16 protein-coding genes and 1 tRNA gene are annotated in these 22,776 nt (G+C 72.7%); 10 read left to right on the plus strand and 7 right to left on the minus strand.

The window, feature by feature from the left end:
• Nucleotides 1-78: 78 nt before the first annotated feature.
• On the plus strand, nucleotides 79-735 hold the full coding sequence (locus OHT77_RS29050) for an SDR family NAD(P)-dependent oxidoreductase (protein WP_328831369.1): 657 nt from the start codon (nucleotides 79-81) through the stop codon (nucleotides 733-735).
• An 88-nt stretch (nucleotides 736-823) separates the two neighbouring features.
• Here the strand turns inward: OHT77_RS29050 and OHT77_RS29055 are convergent.
• A tRNA-Arg gene (locus tag OHT77_RS29055) sits at nucleotides 824-896 on the minus strand.
• A gap of 323 nt (nucleotides 897-1,219) precedes the next feature.
• Between OHT77_RS29055 and OHT77_RS29060 the strand changes: the two genes are divergently transcribed.
• The 8 genes from OHT77_RS29060 (at nucleotide 1,220) to OHT77_RS29095 (ending at nucleotide 10,832) form a co-directional block, all read left to right on the plus strand.
• Entirely contained in the window at nucleotides 1,220-2,827 is a 1,608-nt protein-coding gene (locus OHT77_RS29060; RefSeq protein ID WP_328831370.1) for a dynamin family protein, read from the plus strand.
• Nucleotides 2,828-2,830: 3 nt separating this feature from the next.
• Complete coding sequence (locus OHT77_RS29065; protein ID WP_328831371.1) at nucleotides 2,831-4,831, plus strand: YfjP family GTPase; 2,001 nt, start codon at nucleotides 2,831-2,833, stop codon at nucleotides 4,829-4,831.
• A gap of 238 nt (nucleotides 4,832-5,069) precedes the next feature.
• On the plus strand, nucleotides 5,070-5,573 hold the full coding sequence (locus OHT77_RS29070; protein ID WP_328831372.1) for a single-stranded DNA-binding protein: 504 nt from the start codon (nucleotides 5,070-5,072) through the stop codon (nucleotides 5,571-5,573).
• Between the two features lie 271 nt (nucleotides 5,574-5,844).
• Entirely contained in the window at nucleotides 5,845-7,260 is a 1,416-nt protein-coding gene (locus tag OHT77_RS29075) for a Cys-Gln thioester bond-forming surface protein (protein ID WP_443048148.1), read from the plus strand.
• 79 nt (nucleotides 7,261-7,339) lie between these two features.
• Nucleotides 7,340-7,957, plus strand: coding sequence for a hypothetical protein (locus tag OHT77_RS29080; RefSeq protein WP_328831373.1), 618 nt, complete (start codon nucleotides 7,340-7,342; stop codon nucleotides 7,955-7,957).
• 126 nt (nucleotides 7,958-8,083) lie between these two features.
• Nucleotides 8,084-9,748, plus strand: coding sequence for an energy-dependent translational throttle protein EttA (ettA, locus tag OHT77_RS29085; protein ID WP_328831374.1), 1,665 nt, complete (start codon nucleotides 8,084-8,086; stop codon nucleotides 9,746-9,748).
• Nucleotides 9,749-9,753: 5 nt separating this feature from the next.
• Nucleotides 9,754-10,167, plus strand: a complete 414-nt coding sequence (locus OHT77_RS29090) for an acyl-CoA thioesterase (protein ID WP_266768773.1) — start codon at nucleotides 9,754-9,756, stop codon at nucleotides 10,165-10,167.
• Nucleotides 10,164-10,832: a hypothetical protein gene (locus tag OHT77_RS29095; protein ID WP_328831376.1), complete on the plus strand. Its 669-nt coding sequence runs from the start codon at nucleotides 10,164-10,166 to the stop codon at nucleotides 10,830-10,832. Before OHT77_RS29090 ends, OHT77_RS29095 begins: the two co-directional genes overlap by 4 nt.
• A gap of 6 nt (nucleotides 10,833-10,838) precedes the next feature.
• Here OHT77_RS29095 and OHT77_RS29100 read toward each other — a convergent pair whose 3' ends face one another.
• The 4 genes from OHT77_RS29100 to OHT77_RS29115 form a co-directional block, all read right to left on the minus strand.
• Entirely contained in the window at nucleotides 10,839-11,795 is a 957-nt protein-coding gene (locus OHT77_RS29100) for an ABC transporter ATP-binding protein (protein WP_328831378.1), read from the minus strand.
• A gap of 52 nt (nucleotides 11,796-11,847) precedes the next feature.
• Entirely contained in the window at nucleotides 11,848-14,559 is a 2,712-nt protein-coding gene (locus tag OHT77_RS29105) for an FtsX-like permease family protein (protein WP_328831379.1), read from the minus strand.
• 73 nt (nucleotides 14,560-14,632) lie between these two features.
• Nucleotides 14,633-17,875 carry an ABC transporter permease gene (locus OHT77_RS29110; RefSeq protein WP_328831380.1) on the minus strand — a complete coding sequence of 1,081 codons (3,243 nt, stop codon included), beginning with the start codon at nucleotides 17,873-17,875 and terminating at the stop codon, nucleotides 14,633-14,635.
• A gap of 146 nt (nucleotides 17,876-18,021) precedes the next feature.
• The gene (locus tag OHT77_RS29115; RefSeq protein ID WP_328831381.1) at nucleotides 18,022-18,435 is read right to left on the minus strand and encodes a globin; all 414 of its coding nucleotides are present in this window, start codon (nucleotides 18,433-18,435) and stop codon (nucleotides 18,022-18,024) included.
• 77 nt (nucleotides 18,436-18,512) lie between these two features.
• Here OHT77_RS29115 and OHT77_RS29120 point away from each other — a divergent pair, with 77 nt between their 5' ends.
• The gene (locus tag OHT77_RS29120; RefSeq protein WP_328831382.1) at nucleotides 18,513-19,484 is read left to right on the plus strand and encodes a methyltransferase domain-containing protein; all 972 of its coding nucleotides are present in this window, start codon (nucleotides 18,513-18,515) and stop codon (nucleotides 19,482-19,484) included.
• Nucleotides 19,485-19,500: 16 nt separating this feature from the next.
• On the opposite strand, the gene OHT77_RS29125 is transcribed toward OHT77_RS29120, so the two are convergent.
• Together OHT77_RS29125 and OHT77_RS29130 are read right to left on the minus strand one after the other, a co-directional pair.
• Complete coding sequence (locus OHT77_RS29125) at nucleotides 19,501-21,354, minus strand: FHA domain-containing protein (RefSeq protein WP_328831383.1); 1,854 nt, start codon at nucleotides 21,352-21,354, stop codon at nucleotides 19,501-19,503.
• Nucleotides 21,355-21,415: 61 nt separating this feature from the next.
• Nucleotides 21,416-22,762 (minus strand): vWA domain-containing protein, encoded by a 1,347-nt coding sequence (locus OHT77_RS29130; protein WP_328831384.1) that lies wholly within the window; start codon nucleotides 22,760-22,762, stop codon nucleotides 21,416-21,418.
• Between the last annotated feature and the right edge of the window lie 14 nt (nucleotides 22,763-22,776).

Here is a 22,776-nt window from a genome sequence, read left to right on the forward strand (position 1 = left end):
TGTCGAAACATGGGGGAGATCAGGTCAGCATCGGCCTGAGAACCATCGGGAGGAACCACCATGACCAAGGGAGCCGGAATGACCGAGGGAACCGCTCTGATCGTCGGGGTCGGCCCCGGCCTCGGACTCGCCCTCGCGCGGGCCTTCGCCGCCGAGGGGCACCCCGTCGCGCTGTTCGGCCGGGACATCGGGCGCCTGACCGCGCTCGCCGCCGAGGTGACCACCCCGGACGGCACGGCACGCGCCTACCAGGTCGACGTCGCCGACGCGGACGCCCTCCAGGCCGCGCTGCGGTCGGCGGCGCACGACCTCGGGGCACCCTCCGTGCTCGTCTACAACGCGGCCCAGCTGGTCCAGGACACCCCGACCGGACTCGACGCCGAGCAACTCGCCCGCACCTTCGCGGTCAACGTCACCGGCGCGGTGGTCGCGGCGCGGACCGTGCTGCCGCTGCTCGACGGGGGGCGAGGGACGCTGCTCTTCACGGGCGGCTCCCTCGCCGTACGTCCGTCGCCGCTGTACACCTCCCTGTCGCTCGGCAAGGCGGCGCTGCGCGCGTACGTCCAGGCACTGCACGAGGAGCGGCAGGGCGGCGAGGTCCAGGTGACCACCGTGACCATCGACGGGCAGATCGGGGGCGGCGATCCCCGCCTCGCTCCCGAAGCCGTCGCCGGGGCCTTCGTCGACGTGCATCGCCGGCCCCGCGAGGAGTGGGAGGCGGAGCTCCGCTACTGAGGATCCAGGGAGGCGCTTGGCCTCACATGCTGTGCGAGGTGGACATAAAAAAGCCCCCTGCCCGATCCTGCTGGTCAGAAGGTGTGTGCGCCCCCGGCAGGACTCGAACCTGCGGCCAAGCGCTTAGAAGGCGCCTGCTCTATCCACTGAGCTACGGGGGCCGGGTGTGGTGGCCTCGGTCGTGGTGTGCCCGGGTGTGGGCCGGTCCGTGACGTTGCCGGGGACAAGGATAGGGCTCCCGGGTCCTCGTCCCTGTTGCTTCCCCTCCGTGGCTCGATGTGGAGGTTCAGTGAAGCGGTCCTGATAATCGCAGGCAGGTACGAATCGTGCATTGCTTTTGGTGCCCGGCGCCACGGGTGTTGTGCACTCGTTATGCCTGGACTGTGCCCATGCCCCAGTCATCCCTTCCGTCCGTTGTGTTCTGTCGGCGCGCAGACATGCTCATATGCTTCAGAATTCCCCCAAAATTGGGCATTCTTCACATGTGGTGACCTTGGACGTACGGCCTCAGCTGCTCGACGCACTCTCCGCCCTGCGCGACCGTGTCGCCGCCGCACGCTTCCCGCTGCCCCTGGCGGGGGCTCCACGCGCGCGTGCCAACCGCGACGAACTGCTCGCCCAGCTCGACGACTATCTGGTGCCCCGCCTGAAAGAACCCGAAGCGCCCCTGCTGGCCGTCGTCGGCGGCTCCACCGGCGCGGGGAAGTCGACCCTCGTCAACTCCCTTGTGGGGCGCCGGGTCAGCGAGGCCGGCGTGCTGCGGCCGACGACCCGCACCCCGGTGCTCGTCTGCCACCCGGAGGACCATCACTGGTTCAGCGGCATGCGCGTGCTGCCCGACCTCACCCGCGTGTGGGTGCCCCACCAGGACCCGGGGGACGAGTTGCTCCTCCCCGGGGAGGACGGTATGCGCGTGCTGCGGATCGAGACCGCCGACAGCCTCCCGCGCGGAGTCGCCCTCCTGGACGCGCCCGACATCGACTCCCTGGTGGCCGACAACCGCGTGCTGGCCGCCGAACTCATCTGCGCGGCCGACATCTGGGTCATGGTCACCACCGCCGCCCGCTACGCCGACGCCGTGCCCTGGCATCTGCTGCGCACGGCCAAGGAGCACAACGCGACCCTGGTCACCGTCCTCGACCGGGTGCCCCACCAGGTGGTCTCCGAGGTCTCACGGCAGTACGGCGCCCTCCTCGCCAAGGCCGGCCTCGGCGACGTACCGCGCTTCACGGTGCCCGAACTGCCCGAATCCGCCTGGGGTGGTGGACTGCTTCCGGCCAGCGCCGTGGCCACCCTGCGCAGTTGGCTCGTCCAGCAGGCCCAGGACCCCGGCGCCCGGAACCAGTCCATGGCCCGCACGGCCTACGGCGTCCTCGACTCCCTCAAGTCACGGATGCCCGAACTGGCCAGCGCCGCCGCCGCCCAGTACGCGGCCGCGCTCCGGCTCACGGCCGCCGTCGACGGGGCGTACGACAGCGAGCACGCGCGTGTGCGGAGCCGTCTGCAGGCAGGCGCCGTGCTCGCCGGGGACGCGCTGAAGCGCTGGCGCGCCTTCCCGCTCGACTGCTCGGCCGGTGAACTGCTCGACGCCCTCGCGGAGAGCCTCGCCGCCCTCCTGCTGTGCGCCGTCACGGCCGCCGACGAGCGCGTGGACGACGCCTGGCGGCGCGAACCCGCCGCCGGTGCCCCCGGACTCACCGAACGCGATCCCTCGCTGGAGAGCGCCGAACACCGCATCGGGATGGCCGTACGACGGTGGCGGCGCGAGCTGGAGGAGTACGCCGAGGAGGAGGTCGGCGACCTCGACCGGAGCGTCGCGCCCGACGCCGAGGTCGTCGCCGCCCTGGTCGCCACCGCGCTGCTGGGCGGCCGCAGGGCACGCTCCGCGGGCGAGGGACTCGCCGAACGGATCGGCGCCCACGGCGCGTTGCGGCTGCGGGACCGGGCCGGACGGCTGCTCAACGACCACCTGGACCGGGTCGTGCACACCGAGCGCGAACGGCGGCTCGCCCCGCTCGACGCCCTCGACGTGCACCCCGAACCCCAGGCCGAACTCATCGCCGCGCTGTCCGTACTGCAGAAGGAGAGGTGACCGGTGACTGCCGTCACTGACCAGGACCACACGGACGAGATGGACCACGCCGAGCACAACGGGGACACGGTCGCCCCCCAGGACGACCACCGCGAGAACACCTCCCCCGGAGAGGGCGATCCGGAGGCAACTCCCGGTAACCGTCCGCCCGTGGACGACGCGGAGGAGGCGAGCGACCTGAAGGACACCGACGACCACGCGCGCGCACCGTCCGACGCCGGGACCTCCGGCCGTACGAAGTCCAAGGCCTCCGCGGACCCGGAGGACCCCGAGGAAGCGACGGGTTCCTGGGACGACGGGCTGATCGCGCGGCGGGTCAACGAGACCACCGCCGCGCAGCAGGCCGCCGCCCTGGAGATCCGGGCCTCCCGCGCACAGGCGGCGCACGCGTCGCATGTCCCGCACGTCCCGGCCCCGTTGGCCTACGACGGGCCGCTGCGGTCGCGTCTCGACGCCCTGCGGGAACTCGTGGGGCTCTCCCGCACCCGGCTCGACAGCGGCACCCTCGCCGAGGCGGGACGGGTCCTCGACGAGGCGGCCGCGCGGCGCAGGCTCTCCGGGCAGCACACCGTGGTCGCCATCGCCGGCGCCACCGGCAGCGGCAAGTCGCAGCTGTTCAACTCGCTCGCCGGAGTGGCCATTTCGGAGACGGGCGTACGACGCCCCACCACCGCCGCGCCCATCGCGTGCAGCTGGAGCGACGGCGCGGCCACCCTCATCGACCGGCTCGGCATCCCGGGACGGCTGCGCCGACGCCCCCTGCAGAGCGCCGAGATGGAGGCCCAGCTGCGCGGGCTCGTCCTGGTGGACCTGCCCGACCACGACTCGGCGGCCGTCGCGCACCGCGAACAGGTGGACCGGGTACTCGCCCTCGTGGACGCGGTCATCTGGGTCGTCGACCCGGAGAAGTACGCCGACGCGATCCTCCATGAGCGCTATCTGCGGCCGATGGCGGGCCACGCGGAGGTCATGTTCGTCGTCCTCAACCAGATCGACCGCCTCCCCGGGGAAGCCGCCGACCAGGTCCTCGACGATCTTCGCCGCCTCCTGGACGAGGACGGCATCGCGCTGGGGGAGTACGGCGAACCCGGCGCGACCGTGCTCTCCCTGTCCGCGCTCACCGGGGACGGCATCCCCGAACTGCGCGAGGTTCTGGGCCAGTTCGTGGCGGATCGTGGAGCAGCCGCACGGCGAATTTCGGCCGATGTCGACGCGGCCGCCTGGAGACTGCGGCCCGTCTACGCCACCGGGCGGCGCACCGGGCTCAGCGAGGAGGCGCGGGACGAGTTCGCCGCGCGGCTCGCGGACTCGGTGGGCGCCACCGCGGCGGGCGAGGCGGCCGAACGCGCCTGGCTGCGCAACGCCAACCGTGCCTGCGGCACCCCCTGGCTGCGGCTGTGGCGCTGGTACAACGACCGGCGCGAACCCACCACCGGCCGACTGCCCGTCCGCGCCCAGGCCGACGAGGAGGCCACGGCACGCCAGCGCGTCGAACAGGCGGTCCGTACCGTCGCCGACCGGGCGTCCGGCGGACTCCCGGCGCCGTGGGCGCAGGCGGTGCGCGAGGCGGCCGTACGCGGGTCGCAGGGGCTGCCCGAGGCGCTGGACGAGCTGGCGGCGCGGGCCGGGCTGCCGGTCGGCCGGCCACCGCGTCCGGGGTGGTGGCCCGCCGCCGTCCTGGCGCAGGCGTCCATGACGATCCTCCAAGTCGTCGGCGGGCTGTGGCTGTTGGGGCAGATCATCGGGTTCATGTCGCCGAACCTGGGCGTGCCGGTGCTGCTGATGGTGGCCGGCATCATCGGCGGCCCGCTCGTCGAGTGGAGCTGCCGCCTGGCGGCCCGCGGTCCCGCCCGGCGCTACGGCCTCGACGCGGAACGCCGCTTGCGCGAGGCGGCGGCGGGCTGCGGCCGGGCCCGGGTGCTCGACCCGCTGGCCGCGGAGCTGCTGCGGTACCGGGAGGTGCGGGAGCAGTACGCGCGGGTCACGGGGGCGGGGGTCGGGTGAACGGCGCCGGCTGACGAGGACCGGCTGAAGCGGCTCGGCTGAACGGGGCCGGGGGGACGGCGCGTTGACCCCGGACGTCGTTCCCTCGTGCGGGTGACGCGGTTTTCCACAGGTGGGCGGTGGTGCACAGCGCTCAGCGGGTCCGGCTCGACGGAGGCAGTCTGACTGCAGCCGTACGGGACGGACCCGTACGCGTTTCCGTCCGGCCTCGCGGGGCCGGCTCAGGGAGGGACGAGCGATGAACGACACCACGATCTGCGTGGTCGGCAATGTGGCGACCCAGCCGATCTACCGGGACCTGGCGACGGGACCGTCGGCGCGGTTCCGGCTGGCGGTGACCGCGCGGTACTTCGACCGCGAGAAGAGCGTGTGGACGGACGGCCACACCAGCTTCTTCACGGTGTGGGCCAACCGCCAACTGGCCACGAACGTGGCCGCGTCGCTGTCGGTCGGCGACCCCGTCGTCGTCCAGGGCCGGCTCAAGGTGCGGACGGAAGTGCGCGAGGGCCAGCCGAACTGGTCCTCGGCGGACATCGACGCCCTGGCGATCGGCCACGACCTGGCGCGCGGCACCTCCGCCTTCCGCCGGGCCAACAGGCAGGAGACGGCGGCCTCTCCGCCCCGTCCCGAGCCCAACTGGGAGACAGCGGAAGGGGATTCGACACCGGATTCCGCTTCATCGAATCTCTCGGGCCAGGAGCATTCCGACCAACCGCACGCGGAGCCACTGGTGGTGACGTGATGTCAGTGAATGCCCCCGGATGATCGAACTGCGGCTTATCGATGAATGCGCTCCGAATGACCCGGTGGATTTGTCGATAAGCCCTGCTCGCAGGCGATCTTGGGGATAACGATTCCGAGTCGGATCGGTTATCCGATGACCCGACTGGAGAAGGCGGTGCGCCCGCGTCCCTAGGATGCCGGGCATGGCTCGGGCACAGTTCCCGGCGCTCTGATTCTGCTGGTGGGACCACACCCCCTACGTCGACGGGTCCTGCTCGAAGGGGAATTCCGTGTCATCTGCGTTGTCTGTTTTCTCCGCGCTGTCCCTGCGCGGCCGGGGCGTCGCCCGCCTCGTCGCCGCGACCTGGGCGTGCGGGCTCGTCGCCGCCGGAGTGCTGGCCACCGCCGGCCCTGCCGTCGCCGACGAGACACCGCAGACCCAGGGCGGGGCGACGGCCACGATAGGCGGGCTGAAGACGTACGGCACGGCCGTGATCCACGACGGCGCCGGCAGCGATGTGCAGGTCTCCGCGGGCCTGTTCGAGATGTCCGTGGACGGCGGCGGCACCCTGCAGACGTACTGCGTCGACCTCCGCAACCCCACCCAGCGGGACGCCAAGTACCACGAGACCGCGTGGAGCGGGACCTCGCTGGGCGCCAACAAGAACGCGGGCAGGATCCGTTGGATCCTGGAGCACTCCTACCCGCAGGTGAACGACCTGGCGACGCTCTCCGCGAAGGCCGGCACCAGGGGCCTGACCGAGAGCGACGCGGCGGCCGGCACCCAGGTGGCCATCTGGCGCTACTCGGACGGCGCCGACGTCGACGCGGTCGACCCGCAGGCGGAGAAGCTCGCGGACTACCTGGAGAAGAGCGCGCGGAACGTGGCGGAGCCGCAGGCCTCGCTGACCCTCACCCCGCCCGCCGTCTCCGGCCACCCCGGCGAGCGGCTCGGCCCGGTGACCGTGCACACGAACGCGAGCGGGGTGACGGTGGCACCGCCCGCCGACGCCGCCACGAGCGGGGTACGGATCGTCGACAAGGACGGCAGGGCCGTCACCTCCGCGGTGAACGGCAGCCAGGTCTTCTTCGACGTGCCCGAGGACGCGGCGGACGGGTCGGGCGAGCTGACCGTGCAGGCGTCCACCACCGTGCCCGTCGGCCGGGCCTTCACCTCCGAGAACAGAAGCCAGACGCAGATCCTCGCCGGTTCCAGCGAGTCGACGGTCGGCGCGGTCGCGAGCGCGGACTGGGCGAAGACCGGCGCCATACCGGCACTGTCGGCGCAGAAGGACTGCGCCAAGGGCGGCGTGGACGTCACCGCGGCCAACCAGGGCGACGCGACGTTCACCTTCGAGCTGCTGGGCGTCGAGCACGGCATCGACGCCGGGACCTCCGAGACGGTGACGATCCCGCTCCAGGAGGACCAGGCGTACGACTTCACGATCACGGCGCCGAACGGCTACGAGAAGCGGTTCGCCGGGGTCCTCGACTGCCGGACGCAGAGCGACGCGGGCGGTGACGTGACGCAGACGCTCAGTGAGCCGAGCCCGGCGACGGTCGGCGGCACCACCGTCGACACCAACCTCGCCGAGACCGGCGGCTCCGGCATCACCCCGATGATCACGGTCCTCGCCCTCGGCCTGGTCGGCATCGGCGCCACGACCCTGATGCTCCTGCGGGACCGCAAGCCGAACCAGCGCTGACGGCCCTGGCCCGCCCGACTCCCGGAGCGCGTCGACGCCGATGTGCAACCGTCGGCGGGCCCGGGAGGTCGTACCCGCCATGACCGAAGCACGTGCACGACCCGGCATCGAGCTGTCGCCCGGTGCCCTCACGGCGGCGGGCGTCGGGAGCCTGGCCCTCGGCGCCGTGGCGAGCTGGAGCGATCTCCTCCTTGTCGTGGGCGGCCGGGTGGTCCCCGGCTGGGGAGTGAGCGCGGTGCTGTTCGCGCTCGCGCTCCTCCTGTGGCGGAGCTTCGTCCGGGCGGGGCGCCGGAGCGAAGCCGTGCTGCTCTCCGTGGTGCGGCCGGGATGGCTGCGGCCGGCGACCGTGCTGCTGATCGTCGCGGCGGTGTCCGGCATCGCGTGGGGAGCGCTGGACGACCTGATCTCGGACGCCCGGTACTACGTGCTGCGCCCCACGGGCCCCGGCGGCTGCACGGCCGTCGTACGGGAGACGTCGTTCCTCGTGATCGGCGACGGCGAGGCGTACGCGGTCGGGCGCACCGGCCTGGCGCTGGGCGAGGCGGGCTCCTGGGTGGTGGACGACGGCTACCGGCCCGTCGCCGCGGGCACGTACGAGCTGGACTGGGAACAGGACGGCGGCCTGCTGGTGATCAGCGGCTCGGGCACCGATCCGGTCGTCCGGGGCGGAATGACCGACATCGACTGCGGATGGTGAGACAAGGCACCCGCGGAAGCCCCAGCTCACAGCCCCCCGACCAAACGAGTTACCACCCAAGCCTTGACCTCAGGCAAGATGGTTAGGTCTGCCCACTCCAGATTTCAAGCTGCCGGACGGTTTCTCTTGGCTGAGTACATCTACACCATGCGCAAGACGCGCAAGGCGCACGGCGACAAGGTCATCCTTGACGACGTGACGCTGAGCTTCCTGCCCGGCGCGAAGATCGGTGTGGTCGGGCCGAACGGTGCCGGTAAGTCCACCGTTCTCAAGATCATGGCGGGGCTCGAGCAGCCCTCGAACGGCGACGCGTTCCTGACTCCCGGTTTCAGCGTCGGCATCCTCATGCAGGAGCCGGAGCTGGACGAGACCAAGACGGTCCTGGAGAACGTCCAGGACGGCGCCGCCGAGATCATGGGCAAGCTCAACCGCTTCAACGAGGTCGCCGAGCTGATGGCGACCGACTACTCGGACGCCCTGATGGACGAGATGGGCAAGCTCCAGGAAGACCTGGACCACGCCAACGCCTGGGACCTCGACGGGCAGCTGGAGCAGGCCATGGACGCGCTGGGCTGCCCGCCCGGCGACTGGCCGGTCGTCAACCTCTCCGGCGGTGAGAAGCGCCGCGTCGCGCTCTGCAAGCTGCTGATCGAGGCCCCGGACCTGCTCCTCCTCGACGAGCCCACCAACCACCTCGACGCCGAGTCGGTGAACTGGCTGGAGCAGCACCTCACGAAGTACGCGGGCGCCGTCGTCGCCGTGACGCACGACCGTTACTTCCTGAACAACGTCGCCGAGTGGATCCTCGAACTGGACCGCGGCCGCGCGATCCCCTACGAGGGCAACTACTCCACGTACCTCGACAAGAAGTCCGCCCGCCTCAAGGTCGAGGGCCGCAAGGACGAGAAGCGCCAGAAGCGGCTCAAGGAGGAGTTGGAGTGGGTTCGCTCCAACGCCAAGGGCCGTCAGACCAAGTCCAAGGCCCGCCTCGCCCGTTACGAGGAGATGGCGGCCGAGGCCGACAAGATGCGGAAGCTGGACTTCGAGGAGATCCAGATCCCGCCGGGCCCGCGTCTGGGCTCGATCGTCGTCGAGGTCCAGGGCCTTTCCAAGGCGTTCGGCGACAAGGTCCTCATCGACGACCTGAGCTTCACGCTCCCGCGCAACGGCATCGTCGGGGTCATCGGTCCCAACGGCGCGGGCAAGACCACGCTGTTCAAGATGATCCAGGGCCTCGAGACCCCGGACTCCGGCTCCATCAAGGTCGGCGACACCGTCAAGATCAGCTACGTCGACCAGAGCCGCGCCAACATCGACCCGAAGAAGACGCTGTGGGCCGTCGTCTCCGACGAGCTCGACTACATCAACGTCGGCCAGGTCGAGATGCCGTCCCGGGCCTATGTGTCCGCCTTCGGCTTCAAGGGCCCCGACCAGCAGAAGCCGGCCGGTGTCCTCTCCGGTGGTGAGCGCAACCGCCTGAACCTGGCGCTGACCCTCAAGGAGGGCGGCAACCTGCTGCTCCTCGACGAGCCCACCAATGACCTCGACGTGGAGACCCTGTCGTCGCTGGAGAACGCGCTGCTCGAGTTCCCCGGTGCGGCCGTGGTCATCTCCCACGACCGCTGGTTCCTGGACCGGGTCGCGACGCACATCCTCGCGTACGAGGGTGAGTCGAAGTGGTACTGGTTCGAGGGCAACTTCGAGTCGTACGAGAAGAACAAGGTCGAGCGACTTGGTGCGGACGCGGCTCGTCCGCACCGTGCCACCTACAAGAAGCTGACCCGGGGCTGATCTTCTTGCGCCACATCTACCGCTGCCCACTGCGCTGGGCGGACATGGACGCGTACGGCCACGTCAACAACGTGGTCTTCCTCCGCTACCTGGAGGAAGCCCGTATCGACTTCCTGTTCCGCCCGGAGAAGGACTTCAAGCAGGGCTCGGTGGTGTCGCGCCACGAGATCGACTACAAACGCCAGCTCGTCCACCGGCACACCCCCGTGGACATCGAGCTGTGGATCACGGAGATCAGGGCGGCGTCCTTCACCATCACCTACGAGGTGAAGGACGGCGACCAGATCTACGTCCGGGCCTCCACGGTCGTCGTGCCCTTCGACTTCGAGGCACAGCGACCGCGCCGGATCACCGCCGAGGAACGCGAGTTCCTGGAGGAATACCGGGATGACGACGAGGAGGAGGCCGTCGCCGCATGACGGTCCTCCACCTCGCCGACGAAGGGGAGGCGGCGGATCTCGCGGCCTTCCTCTCCCGGCTGATCCACTACGACCGCGCCGCCGCCGTCCGCCTCCAGGCGGCCGGCACGGCCCTCGCGGTCTTCGGCCGCCCGCCGTCCTTCGAGGTCCTCGCCATCCGCGCGGTGCGCCTGGCGAAGCCCTACGAGGACGGTCTCGACGTCACGCTCGACGTGACCGTCTCCGCCGGTGAACTCCTGGAGTCCCTCGACGAGTCGGCGGCCACGGCCGGGGTGCCGACCGCGGTGACCGGCCCGCCGTGGGCCGGGGTGCTGCCCCCGCGCCGCGGTTGGACCCCGGAGTCCGGACTGCCGGGCCCGCAGGCACTGCACGGGATGATCTCGGCCGGAGTCGCCGAATTCCGTTCCCGTACCGAGGAGTTGGCCCCCGAGGGCCGCACCCGCACCGAACTCGACCGCATAGGGCGGGAGATCTGGTCCCGCACGGTCGGCGAGACCCCGCTCCCGGTCCGTGCCGTGCACGCGGCGCAGTCGCTCGGATTCCTGCGCCCCGGCGGGGAGTCGGGGCTGTTCTCGTCGGGCGCGTGGCTGAGGCTCCGCACCCCCTACGGCTCGATCGCCGTCCGGAGAGCGGGAGTCGGCGCCCTGGGCGTCAGCGTGCGCTGAGCCCGGTCACCCCTGCTCGCTGTCGTCCGGCCAGACACCGATGTGGTCCGGCTCCAGCTCCAGGGCCACCCGGTCCCGCATGTCCAGCGTCTCCGTGTATTCGGCGGGCAGTTGAAGCCGCCCCGCCCGGTCCAGCATCGCGTACTCCCTGGCCACGACCGTCTCGTGGCCCGTCGTCGCGTCGACCTGGCTGCGCCGCAGGACCTCGGTGGAGGTGCGGCCGTCGCGGATGGCGACCGTGCGGCGGACCTCGCCGGCCACCGCCTGGTCGTGGGTGACGATGACGATGGTGGTGCCGAGCCGTTCGTTGGCGGTGCGGAACGCGGCGAAGACCTGTTCGGCGGTGTGGGAGTCGAGTTCGCCGGTGGGTTCGTCGGCGAGCAGCACGGCCGGGGCGTTGGCGAGGGCCACCCCGATCGCCACCCGCTGCTGCTGCCCGCCCGACATCTCGCGCGGCCGCCGGTCACGGCAGTCGGCGACCTCCAGCAACTCCAGCAGTTCCAGGGCGCGTTCGGCCTTCGCCCGGCGCCCGGAGCGACGGCCCGACAACTGCATGGGCAGGGCGATGTTCTGAGCGGCGGTCAGGTAGGGGAGGAGATTGCGGGAGGTCTGCTGCCAGACGAACCCGACGACCTCGCGGCGGTAGGCGAGCCGGTCCTTCGCGCTCATCGCCAGCAGATCCCGCCCGGCGACCCGGGCCGCACCGGCGGTGGGTGTGTCAAGACCGGCCAGGATGTTCATCAGCGTCGACTTGCCACTGCCCGAGGCCCCCACCAGCGCCATCAACTCGCTCTCCCTGACGAGGAGATCGAGCCCCTGCAACGCCTGCACCTCGACCCCGTCGGCGGTGAAGATCCGGACCAGCCGGTCGCAGGTGATGAGGGCGTCATGACCGTAGGCGGGCCGCCCCCGGTGCTCGGCGGCGCGGTCGGCCAGGTCGGAGAGGGTGGGATTCGTGGTCATCGACGCTCTCCTCGGTCACAACTGCCCTCGACGTACACCGTGCCGGTCCGGCTCATCGCGTGTCCCCCGCTCTCAACTCCCGTATGGATCCCCGCCGTCCGGACCACCAGGCCTGCACCCCGGCGACCCCCACCGCCACCACCAGCACCCCGAGCGCGGGGACGGTCAGCGACAGCGGGTCGGTTCTCAAGTGGGCCTCGCCGAGCGGGCTCTGTGTCGAGGCCAGCGCCACCGAGGTCAGGTCGATGCCCGGGGCGAGCAGGCGGATCGTCGCCCAGCCGGTGAGCGCGCCGCCCGCCGCCGCCAACACGGCCTGCGGCAGCGACTCCAGGACGAGCAGACGGCGCCCCTGGGCCCGCGTGAGGCCCATCGTGCGCAGCCGGGCCAGGAGCGCGGCGCGTTCCGGGGCGGCGCGCAGCAGGGAGAGGAGAAGAGCCAGGACGGCGTAACCGGCGCCCGCCGCCACCGCCGCCGTGTAGATGCGCCCGGCGCCCGACTGGAGCGGCGAGTCGACGTACCGGGCGCGTTCCTCGGCGCGGACCGTCACCCCGGCCGAACTGCCGGCCGCCGAGCGCAGCGCGGCCCCGCTCACCCGGTCGCCGGTCACCAGCAGCGAGGTCGGGCGGGCCGTCGTACCGGACAGTCCGGAGCGGTCGATGACCAGGAAGTCGGCGCCGGACAGGGCCGGGGTGGCGTCCCGGACGAGCACGATCCGTACGGTGACCGCGCTGGTGTCGGGCAGCCGGACGAGGAAGGGGTGCGTGCCGTACGCGCTCGCGACGGAGGGCGAGGCGAGCGCCGGGAGGACGGCATCCGAGCGCGCCGGGCGTTTCAACTGACCCTGGGAAAAGGCTCCCAGGCCCGTACGGTCCGCCAACTCCCCGTAGGAGCCGGGGTCCACGCCCACCAGCGGGACCTCTTCCAGGCCGTCCAGGGGTTTCGCGTCGTAGGTGATGCTCACCCCGGCGAGACCCCGCACGCCCGGCAATCCGCCGACCTTGGACGGCAGTTGGGCGGGCAGGGGAGCGGTCGCGTCGATGCGGGCGTCGGCGCCCACGGAGAGCAGGGCCGCGTGGTCGCGGGCGTCGCTCACGCCCGCGAGGACCGAGCCGCCGAACGCGGCCGTGGTGAGCGCGGTCAGCAGGGCCAGCAGCGGCAGGACCGCGGAGACGGACGTACGGCCCGCGCGGGCCAGCGACAGATGGGCCACCACGCCCCGCAGCCGGCCGGCCGGACGGGTCAGCCGGCGGAGCAGGAACGGGTACACGCGCACCAGCACCAGCGCCGCGATCACGCCCACCAACACCGGTGCCAGCGACACCAGTTGGTTGCCCGCCGAGCCGGACGTGCCGCTTCTGCGCAGGGCCTCCACCGCGCCGGCCGCCAGCACCAGCACGGTGAGTTCGGCGACCGTGCGGCGCCGGGACGGCCGGACGGTCGTCACGTCCTCGCGCGGGCCGTGGACGCGCACGGTCCGATGGGTGAGCGCGGCGCGCGCCGGCAGCGCGGCGCACGCGGTGAGGACGACCGCGAGGGCCGCGCCGACGGCATAGCCGCTGCGGCCCGCGGGGACGGCCAGCAGCGCCACCGTCAGGCCGACTGCCCCTGCCGGTACGGCGATCACGGCCGTCTCGGCGAACAGCCGGGCGGCCAGGCCGCGCAGGGAGGCGCCCCGGGCGCGGAGCAGGGCGAGTTCGGTGCGGCGTCGGTCCGCGCTGAGGGCGCCCGCCATGAGCAGCACGACGACGGCGACCGTGCCGGTGCCGAAGGCCGCGAGGGCGGTCAACGGACGCACACCGGAACGGAGTTGGCCGAAGCCGGTGAACACGTCGTCGAGGCCGGTGCTCACGTCGGTGTCGGGAGTGGTGTAGGTGCGGGCCAGTTGGAGGCCGGGGCCCGATTCGAGCGAGGCGACCGCGGACTTCAGGCGGTTCAGGTCGTGGACGTGCAGGGCGCGCGGGTCGGGGGCGAACTGCCAGAACGGCACCGGTGCCGCGTCCGTGCCGAGGAGGGCCGGGGCCGCGTCCTGGGCCAGCAGCAGCGCGCCGAGCCAGTACTTCGGGCGGTCCGGCGTCGGCAGGGCCACCAGGGTCGGGGTGCGCAGCAGCGGCTGGGTCGACCAGTAGGCGCCACCGGGGTCGCGCGGGGTGAGGATGCCGGTGACACGCACGGCGAGCGCGGCGCGTCCCTCGCCGGGCACGTGGATCACCGAGCCCACCCTGATGTGCAGGCTGTTGGCGGTCGCCGCGGTGACGGCGGCCTCCACCTCGGCGGTCTGCACGGTGACTCGACCGGAGACACGGGGCAACCGGCCCTGCAGCACGGTCGCGTGGGCGGCGAGGTCGCTCTGGACGGCGGGGTGGACATGCGCGGGGAGGCCGTTCGGGCGCGGTATCCAGGTGTCCGGCACGGCGGGGTCGTCGGCCGGGCGCACGCCGTACGCGGACTGGGCCGGATCGATGACGAGTGCACGGCTGACGACGGGCCGGACCCGGTCGTACTGCCCACGGAGCGTGGCGCCCCACAGAGCCGCCTCGTTCTGTTCCTGCGGGAGCGTGAAACCGGGTGCCGGGCCGGTCAGTTGGACGGAGGTCTGCCCGGGGCCCGCCTGTCGCACGGCCGCCCGCAGCCCGGCGTCCTCGTACCGGTCCACCGCACGGGGGAACGCGGCACCCAGACACGCGGTCACCGCCACGAGCAGCGCCAGCGCCCAGGCGGCACCGGGGGAGGCGCGCAGGCGGGTGCGGATCCAGGGGGCGGTCACGGGGAGGCCTGAGCCTTCGGTGACCCCTCGGCCCCCGGCATCCCCCGCGTCCCCGGTCTTCGTGTCCGCCATCTCACTCGCCCCCCTGCTCGCGAAGTGACGCCACCGCGTCGCCCCGCCGCAGCGCCAGCGCCGCCGTCACGAGCAGCGGTGTCACCGACACCGCCACCAGCAGCAACGCCACCCGTGAGACGGGCAGTTCGACCAGGACGCGCGGCACCGGGCGGGTCGCCTGGGCCGTGAGGACGATCAGGGGGATCACCGCCCGGGTCAGCACGGCGCCGAGGGCCGTGCCCACCACGAGGGCCAGCGCGACCAGGATGCCCTGCTCCGCGGCGATCATCCGGGCCAGCTGGCGGCGCGGGGCGCCCAGCGCGCGCAGGACGGCGAACTCGGCGCCGCGCTCCCGCAGCGACCCCGCCGCGCTCACCGCGAAGCCGACCGCCGCGAGCGCCGCCGCCACCAGCGCCGCCGCGGCGAACGCCGCCTCGGGTCCGGCACCGAACGGGTCGTCGCGCAGGTCCTGGGCGATCTCCTCCCGCACCACGACCTCCGTGGGATCGACATCGGGCAGCGCCCGCACCGCCGTGGCCACCGCCGCCGCGTCGCCCGGCGTCGTCCGCAGCCACCACTCGGTGGGCGTGGCACCCGTGACGAACCGCGCCGCCAACACCCGGTTCACGGACCGGAGATCGACCAGCAGCGCGCCCCCGTCCTGCGCGCTCGACGCACCCGCGTCACCGGTCGTGGGCAGTCCGCGCACCGCCGCCACGATCCGCACCGGCAGGTTCTCGCCGCCGAGGGTGATCTGCACCCGCTGCCCGGTGTGCGCGCCCGCCGAGGTCAGATAGCGGTCGGTGGCGACGGCGGTGATCTCGGGCGGCGCGGGCTGCACGACCTGGAGCCGCACGGTGACGGAGGAGATCGTCCAGATGTCCTTGCCCGGGATGTATCCCGTGCCGTAGTCGACGGTCAGCGGTTTCGTCGACGTCACCGTCGGCGGGGGCGGGTCGGAACGCGCGCCGTAGGACTCGCTGGGGGTGGCCCGCCCCTTCCAGGCGGTGGGCAGCGGCAGCGGCCGGACCGCTCCCCGGGCGTCCGTGGCGCTCAACGCGCTGACCGTGAGCCGGTGTCGGGAGGAGTGGTCGCCGGGCTGGGGCAGGTCGAGCTGGAGTCCGGTGAGGGTCAGCGGGCCGGGTGACGCGGAGACGTCCGCCGTCAGGTCGTACTGCCGTCCGTCGGTGGGGAGTTGGCCGAGCGGTTCCTCGTACGGGACGCCGTAGCGGTCCTCGACCGTGGCCGTGACGTCGGCCGTGGTCTTCGGGCCCGTGCCGCGGATGGCCGCCCGCAGCGTCAACGTGGTGGTTCCCGCCGGGATCTCGCTGCCCGCCGTGCTTCCCCGGGGTCCCAGGCCGGCCAGCAGCGCACCGGCCGAGTGCCCGGACGTCAGGTCCGGGCGCAGCAGTACCGCGTCCGACGCGTGGGCCGTGTCGAGGGCCAGCACGGTCGCCGTGCGGTCGCCGGAGAGGGACTGGGAGGTGCGGAGGGCGGGGGCGGCCTCCCGTACGCGGGGCAGGCCGGCGTAGGCCTCCGTGCGGCCCAACCCGCCGTCACCGGCGGCCAGTACACGCACCGGCACCCCGGCCTGGAAGTCGGCCTGGTCGCTCTGCGAGCGGTTCCACGAGGCGCTCTGCCCGATGGCGAGCATGCCCAGCGCCAGGGCGAGCACCAGCAGCAGCACCGGCCCGGCGCCGCGCATCGGGCGGCGGCTGAACTGCCAGCCCGCCAGCGCCGTCGGCAGGCCCCGCCCGGCGGCGGCCCGGCGCTCGGCCAGCCGTGCCACCGGCGGCAGCAGCCGTAGCGTCAGGACCGTGCCCGCGAGGAGGGCGAGGGCCGGGGCCGCGACCAGCAGGGGGTCGATGCCCAGCGTTCCGGAGGTGTCGGTGCTGACGGCGCCCGAGGTCTGCCGGTTCAGCTGCCAGTAGGCGACCCCGGCCACCACCAGCAGGCCGAGGTCGGCGCCCGCGCGCAGCGGAGCGGGCACCGCGCGGGCCCGGCCGCCCTCGAAGGACGAGGTGAGCGCGGGCAGCATCACCGCGAGCGCACAGCCCAGGGCGACGGCCGCCGCGACCGGCAAGACCCCGGACCGGCCGCCGACCGGAGTGTCCAGGTGCAGCCCGATGCGGGCCAACGCGCCCTGCCCGGCGAGGAGTTGGGTGAGCGGTCCGGCGAGCAGCGGGGCAAGGGCCGTCGCCGGTACGGCGAGCAGCAGCGCCTCCGCCGCCGACAGCCCCGCGAGCCGCGCCCGCGAACCCCCGCGCGCCCTCAACAACCGGCTCTCGCCCGCCCGTTCGGTGCTCAGCAGCCGCGCCACCAGCAGCAGCGCGTAGCCCGCGAGCAGCGAGAGCTGGAGCGCGACGATCAGCAGCGTGGAGCGGGAGACGAGCAACGAGCGGTCCAGCCGGTCGAGCACGTCCGGCAGCGAGGTCGTCGCGGCCGTGACTCCTTTCACCGCATGGCCAGTTCGCAGTGCGGCGCTGCCTGCCCCGGCGCTCTCGCGCAGGGCGCCGATCCGCCCGGTCGTCAGCGTGGAGAAGTCGGCCGACGCGAGCCACGCGGACGTCCCGGCGCTCAGCCGGCCGCCGGTGAGAGCCGAGGGATCGGCGAGCAGCGGGCCGTAGGTCGTGAAACCGGCCGTGCTGAGGCCGCGTCCGCGCAGATCGTCGAGGAGCCAGTAGGCGCCGCCCGCGACGGCGGGCCGGTAGACGCCGGTCACCAGGATGTGCGCCGCGGGCCCGCCGAGCCGGTCGGCGAGGGCGAGTCGGCTTCCCGCCTTCACCCCGAGCCCCTCGGCGGCGGTGCGGGGCAGGGCGACCTCGATGTCCCCGGAGGCCGTCGCGCGCGGGAAGCGGCCCGAGACCAGCCGCACCTGCGTCCGGTCCAGCGCCCCGAAGAAGGTGAGATCCGGGTCCCCGGACCGCGCTGCGGGCGGCTGGAGCGAACGCGGCAGGGCGTACGGTCCCGAGCGCACCAACGTCCTTACGGTGACGGGCAGTTGGTCGAAGGTCCGCTCCGCCGCCTTCCGTACGGCGCGCTCGGCGGCCGTGCTCTCGGCGGCCGGGACATCGGCCTTGACGATCAGGGCGGTGTCGGGGGCGTTGCGGGGATCGTTCAGGGAGTGCTGGAGCGCCGCGTCACCGATCGCGCCCGAGTACGCGGTGAGCGTCGTCAGGACCGCCGTCGTCAGCAGGACGGTGAGCAGCGCGGCGGCCAGCAGCAGCCGGTGCGCCCGCGCGCGTACCAGGACGAACCCCACCCGGCCCCCCGCCGCAGTCCGGAACTCTCCCGGAGATGCTGTCAGAGGGGACCGGCCGCGAGTAACCGGTTGTGGGCACTGCTTGATCGGATCGTGACCGGAATCCGGCGCCGTACGACCGGAATCCGACGCTCAGTGAACGGTGGTCAGCCCGCCGTGTTCACCATCGAGGCGGCGGCGTACGTCAGGTAGTTCCACAGCGTGTGCTCGTGCTCCTCGGACAGCCCGAGTTCGTCCACGGCGACCCGCATGTGCCTCAGCCAGGCGTCGTGCGCGGCCTGGTCGACCTGGAAGGGGGCGTGGCGCATACGCAGGCGCGGATGGCCGCGGTTGTCGCTGTACGTCGTCGGGCCGCCCCAGTACTGCATCAGGAAGAGGGTGAAGCGCTCCTCGGCCGGGCCCAGGTCCTCCTCCGGGTACATGGGCCGCAGCAGCGGGTCCCCGGCGACGCCCTCGTAGAAACGGTGGACGAGCCGACGGAAGGTCTTCTCCCCGCCGACCTGCTCGTAGAAGGTCTGCTCCTGAAGCGTGCCGCGCCGAATCTCGTTCACACCCCCCATGGTCTCAGACGGGGCGGCCGACGACTTGAGGCCTAGGACCACTCGCCCCGCGGCCCGTACGGCAGGACAGTGGACGTATGAGCGCGCACGCTCTCGACAAGGACCTCGACGCCGTCGCCGTCTCCGCACGGGCGGAACTGGTGCGGGAGATCGGACTGAGCGGCGCCTGGGACACGGACCCCCGGTGGCGGCCGGTGTTCGCGTCGGTGCCCCGGCACCTGTTCGTGCCGTACTACTACGTCGGCTCCGCGGACGGACGGGGAGAGGACCGCCTGTGGCGCGACAGCCCCGACCCGCACACCCGTGAACGCTGGCTGCGCGGGGTGTACACCGACGGCCCGCTCGCCACCCGGCTCCGGGACGGCGAGCTGCTCTCCTCCAGCAGCCAGCCCTCACTGATGGCACGGATGCTGGCCGAACTCCGGGTGACGGACGGCGACCGCGTCCTGGAGATCGGCGCGGGCACCGGCTACAACGCGGCCCTGCTCGCCCACCGGCTCGGCGACGACCACGTCACCACCGTCGACCTGGACCCGGAGATCACCGACTCCGCCCGCGCCCACCTCGCCGACGCCGGCCACCACCCGACCGTCCTCACCGGCGACGGCGCCCGAGGAGCCCCCGAACACGCCCCCTACGACCGCGTCATCGCCACCTGCGCCCTGCCCACGATCCCCCGGGCCTGGCTCCCCCAGTGCACCCCCGGCGCCCGCATCCTGGCCCCCCTCGCCACCGGCCTGATCACCCTCACCGTCCACGACCGGGCCCGCGCGGAGGGCACCTTCCTCGACACGGCCGCGTACTTCGTCCCTCTGCGCGGCACCGAGCCGTCCGCGCGGGGCGAGATCCCCCACACCCCCGGCGACCACGAACTGCTCCGTTTCCTGCTCACCCTCACCCACGGCGTCCTGGACCCGGGGGAGGCGAGAGACCTGTGGGAGCGCGAGGGCAGACCCGGAAGGGAGCGCTACGGCGTCACGGTCACGGGTGACGGGGCGTGGGCATGGCTGGACGATCCGGAGAGCCCCCACACCTGGCCTCTCCGGTGAGCAGACAGACGGCTGGTTACTGGCCCCGCCGCACCGTGATCGTCGTCCAGGCCCCCACGTGCACCCGGTCCCCGTCCTGCAACGGCACCGGCACGAAGGGCTGGATGGGCTCCTCGCCTCCGTTCACCGTCGTACCGTTCGTCGAGTTCTGGTCGACGACCGCCCAGCTCCCGTCCGGCTGCTGCACCAGCACCGCATGCTGATGCGAAACCCCGGGGTCCTCGGGCGGCACCGACAGATCGATGTCAGGCGACTCCCCGGTGGAGTGCCGCCGACGCCCGATGGTGATCTGGTTCCCGGTCAACTGCCGCTGCTGCTCAGGGGAGTACGCGGGCAGATTGAGCCCCGCGGCCTCCGGCCCCGAACGCTGCATCATCGCCATGAAGTAGTCACGGTCGGGCCCGATCGTCGCCAGCCAGGTGGTCGGCTGCTGCTGATACGCGGGCCGTCCGGGCGGCGCCTGGGTGGAACCGGGCTGCGGATAGCCGTAGCCACCACCCTGACCGGGACCGCCAGGACCGCCGGGGCCACCGGGCCCACTCGGGGATCCGGGCGTCGGCGGGGAGATCACCCAGTCGTCGTCACCGCCGCCGAAGGGCGAGCCGCCCTGCTGCGGACGGTTCGTCTCCTGCGGGAACCCGGGCGGAGCCGGCGGCGCGGACTGCTGGAACGCCTGAGGGCCGCCGCTCGTCTGGCCGGGCCCCGCGGGCGGGGTCGGGCCGGGCGGCGGCGGGACCGGCCGGGAGGGGTCGGGGCCGCCGAAGTTCGGGGGACCCTGCGGGTTCGAGGGGTCGTTGCCGAACGGTCCGGGCGGACCCTGCCGCTCACCACCGAAGGCACCGGGCCGACCGCCGCCGAACTCGTTCTGCCCGGGGCGTTCGTTGCCGAACTGGCCACCGCCGCCCGGGGATTGCTCGTTGCCGAAGGACCCGGGCCGACCGGACGCCTCGTTGCCGAAGGGCGGTCGCGGGGGACCGGACGGGTCGTTGTTGCCGAAGGGGGGCCGGGGCGGACCGGACGGATCGTTGGCGCCGAAGGCGTTGCCACCCTGGCGCTCGCCGCCGAAGCCCTGCGCACCCGGACCACCGGGGCCGCCGCCCTGCCGGTCGTTGCCGAAGCCCTGCGCACCGGGACCGCCGGGGTTACCGGGGCCACCGGGACCGCCGGGCCCGCCCTGCCGGTCGTTGCTGAAGCCCTGCGGGCCGGGACCACCGGAACCACCAGGTCCACCGGGGCCGCCCTGGCGCTCACCGCCGAAGCCCTGCGAGCCGGGGCGACCAGGGCCGCCCTGCCGCTCGTTGCCGAAACCTTGCGAACCGGGACCTCCAGGCCCACCGGGCCCGCCCTGTCGTTCGCCACCACCGAAACCACCGGGCCCGTTCGGACCCCCAGGCGCACCAGGTCCTCCGGGCCGCCCCGTCGGTTCGCTCCCGAAGGGGGGTATGGGCTCCGCTGGCCGGTTCATCTGTGACGGCCGAGACCCCTGGTACTCGTAGGAGTCACCGCCGTACGACGGACCGGGACCCGCGCCAGGACCGCCGGGACCGGGCGGCTGCTGGAAGCGGGCCGCCGGGCTCGGGCCGGGAGACGTGGGGCGCGGCGCGGCCGGGGTGTACGACGTCGCCGTGTTCGTGAGGAAGTTCCACCGGCACTCCTCGCAGAACGGCGCACCGCCCTCACGGGGCGTACGGCACTGCGGGCACAGCTCCGCCTCGGCGGACGGGGTGCGGCCGGGCGCGGGCGGCGGGAAGCCGTAGCCGCCGCCGGGCGGCGGGGGAGGGGGCGGGGGTACGGCACCGGCCATGCGGTGACCGCAGACCTCGCACCAGTCGTCGGAACCCGACTGGTGTCCGTTCGGGCAGGTCGGCATGTCGGCGCGTCCCCCTTTCGCACAGGGTCGTTCTCGGTCTCACGGAGTCGTGCTTGCTATGTCACTTCTTTACACGAACAGTCTTTGTGGACCGTGTCTCGAGAGTCATCTCGTCGGCCTCCGCGACCTTCGCCTTCAGTCGCACAGTACCCGCCGCGGCATCGACCACGTCCACCACCTTCGCAAGCAGTTTCGCAGTATCCGCGTTTCCGGAGACGCTGGCGAGCTGAACGGCCCGTCCCAGTTTGGCCGTTGCTCCGTCGACATCTCCCGATTTGCGGAGATCGAGCCCTTGTTGGATGACCTGTGCCAGTTCGGCCTGGCCGGTGTAGTGCGCGACCTGGGGGTTGATGGACGTGGAGGCCACCATGTCGTCGGTCCACACGGCCTTCACCAGGCCCTGGGCGCCCAGGTTCTGCGTGCTGCCGTCGGGCTGCGGGACGACCAGCGAGACCCGGGCGGCCAGCATCTCCTGGCCGATGCCGGCCTCGGGGACCTCGACGCACACGTGGTAGTCACGTGACTCGTCTCCCCAGGAACCGGTGGGGTAGTCCCCGGCGCGGGGTCCGGCCTCGGTGCGCCGGTCGGTCAACTCCTCGACCCGGGGCGCGACTTGCTTGACGAACTTGATGGCCGTGCCCACCGGCGTCCACAGCCGCAGCGCGACGTCCGCGACCTCCTTGCCCATCGCCGTCTCCATCATCTGCGTGAAGTCGGCGGCGAGATGGGCCGGGTCCGCGACGATGTCGGCGGTGCCGAGCAGCGCGGAGGCGATCCCTGTGACTTCTTTCACTTCCCAGTCGGTGCCGACGCCCCGCGCGTCACAGGTGAACCGTCCGGCGCAGGAGTCGAGCGCGGCCTTCAGGTCCTCCGGCGCCTCGTGCTCGTTGCGGCCGTCGGTCAGCACGATGCCGTGGCGTATGGAGACGTCCGCCGAGGACAGCAGCCGGTCGGCGAGACGCAGCCAGGTGCCGATCGCCGTACCGCCGCCCGCGCTCAGCTTGCGCAGCGCCTGCTTGGCCTGGTCGCGGGTGCGCGCGTCGGCGACCGCGAGTCTGCCGCCGCCCGGGTAGACCTCCTTGGCGACATGCGTGCCGCCGATCACCGCGAAGTGCACACCGTCACGCAGGGTGTCGATCGCGGCGGCCGTGGCGTCGCGGGCGTTGCGCATCTTGGTCGGCGGGTAGTCCATCGAACCCGAGCAGTCGACCATGATCGCCACGGCCGCGTCCGGGCCCTGCCCCGCCGAGTACAGATGGGGCGCCGCGACCGGGCTCCCGATGGTGCCGCCGCCGGTCGAGGTGACCGTGACGATCGCGTTGACCTCGCGCCCGCCCTCCGGCAGGTACTCGTTCTGGTACACGTCGACCGAGAACTGTGGCACGTTCGACTTCGAGAAATTGGCCATGCCTGCTCTGTTCC

This window comes from Streptomyces sp. NBC_00252, assembly GCF_036187565.1.
In the GTDB taxonomy this organism is placed as follows: domain Bacteria; phylum Actinomycetota; class Actinomycetes; order Streptomycetales; family Streptomycetaceae; genus Streptomyces.

What these genes read in the sequence shown, in the direction of transcription:
- OHT77_RS29050 (WP_328831369.1), top strand. Translation starts at nt 79, where the DNA reads ATGACCGAGGGAACCGCTCTGATCGTCGGGGTCGGCCCCGGCCTCGGA.
- OHT77_RS29070 (WP_328831372.1), top strand. Translation starts at nt 5,070, where the DNA reads ATGAACGACACCACGATCTGCGTGGTCGGCAATGTGGCGACCCAGCCG.
- OHT77_RS29080 (WP_328831373.1), top strand. Translation starts at nt 7,340, where the DNA reads ATGACCGAAGCACGTGCACGACCCGGCATCGAGCTGTCGCCCGGTGCC.
- OHT77_RS29095 (WP_328831376.1), top strand. Translation starts at nt 10,164, where the DNA reads ATGACGGTCCTCCACCTCGCCGACGAAGGGGAGGCGGCGGATCTCGCG.
- OHT77_RS29100 (WP_328831378.1), bottom strand. Translation starts at nt 11,795, where the DNA reads ATGACCACGAATCCCACCCTCTCCGACCTGGCCGACCGCGCCGCCGAG.
- OHT77_RS29115 (WP_328831381.1), bottom strand. Translation starts at nt 18,435, where the DNA reads ATGGGGGGTGTGAACGAGATTCGGCGCGGCACGCTTCAGGAGCAGACC.
- OHT77_RS29120 (WP_328831382.1), top strand. Translation starts at nt 18,513, where the DNA reads ATGAGCGCGCACGCTCTCGACAAGGACCTCGACGCCGTCGCCGTCTCC.
- OHT77_RS29125 (WP_328831383.1), bottom strand. Translation starts at nt 21,354, where the DNA reads ATGCCGACCTGCCCGAACGGACACCAGTCGGGTTCCGACGACTGGTGC.
- OHT77_RS29130 (WP_328831384.1), bottom strand. Translation starts at nt 22,762, where the DNA reads ATGGCCAATTTCTCGAAGTCGAACGTGCCACAGTTCTCGGTCGACGTG.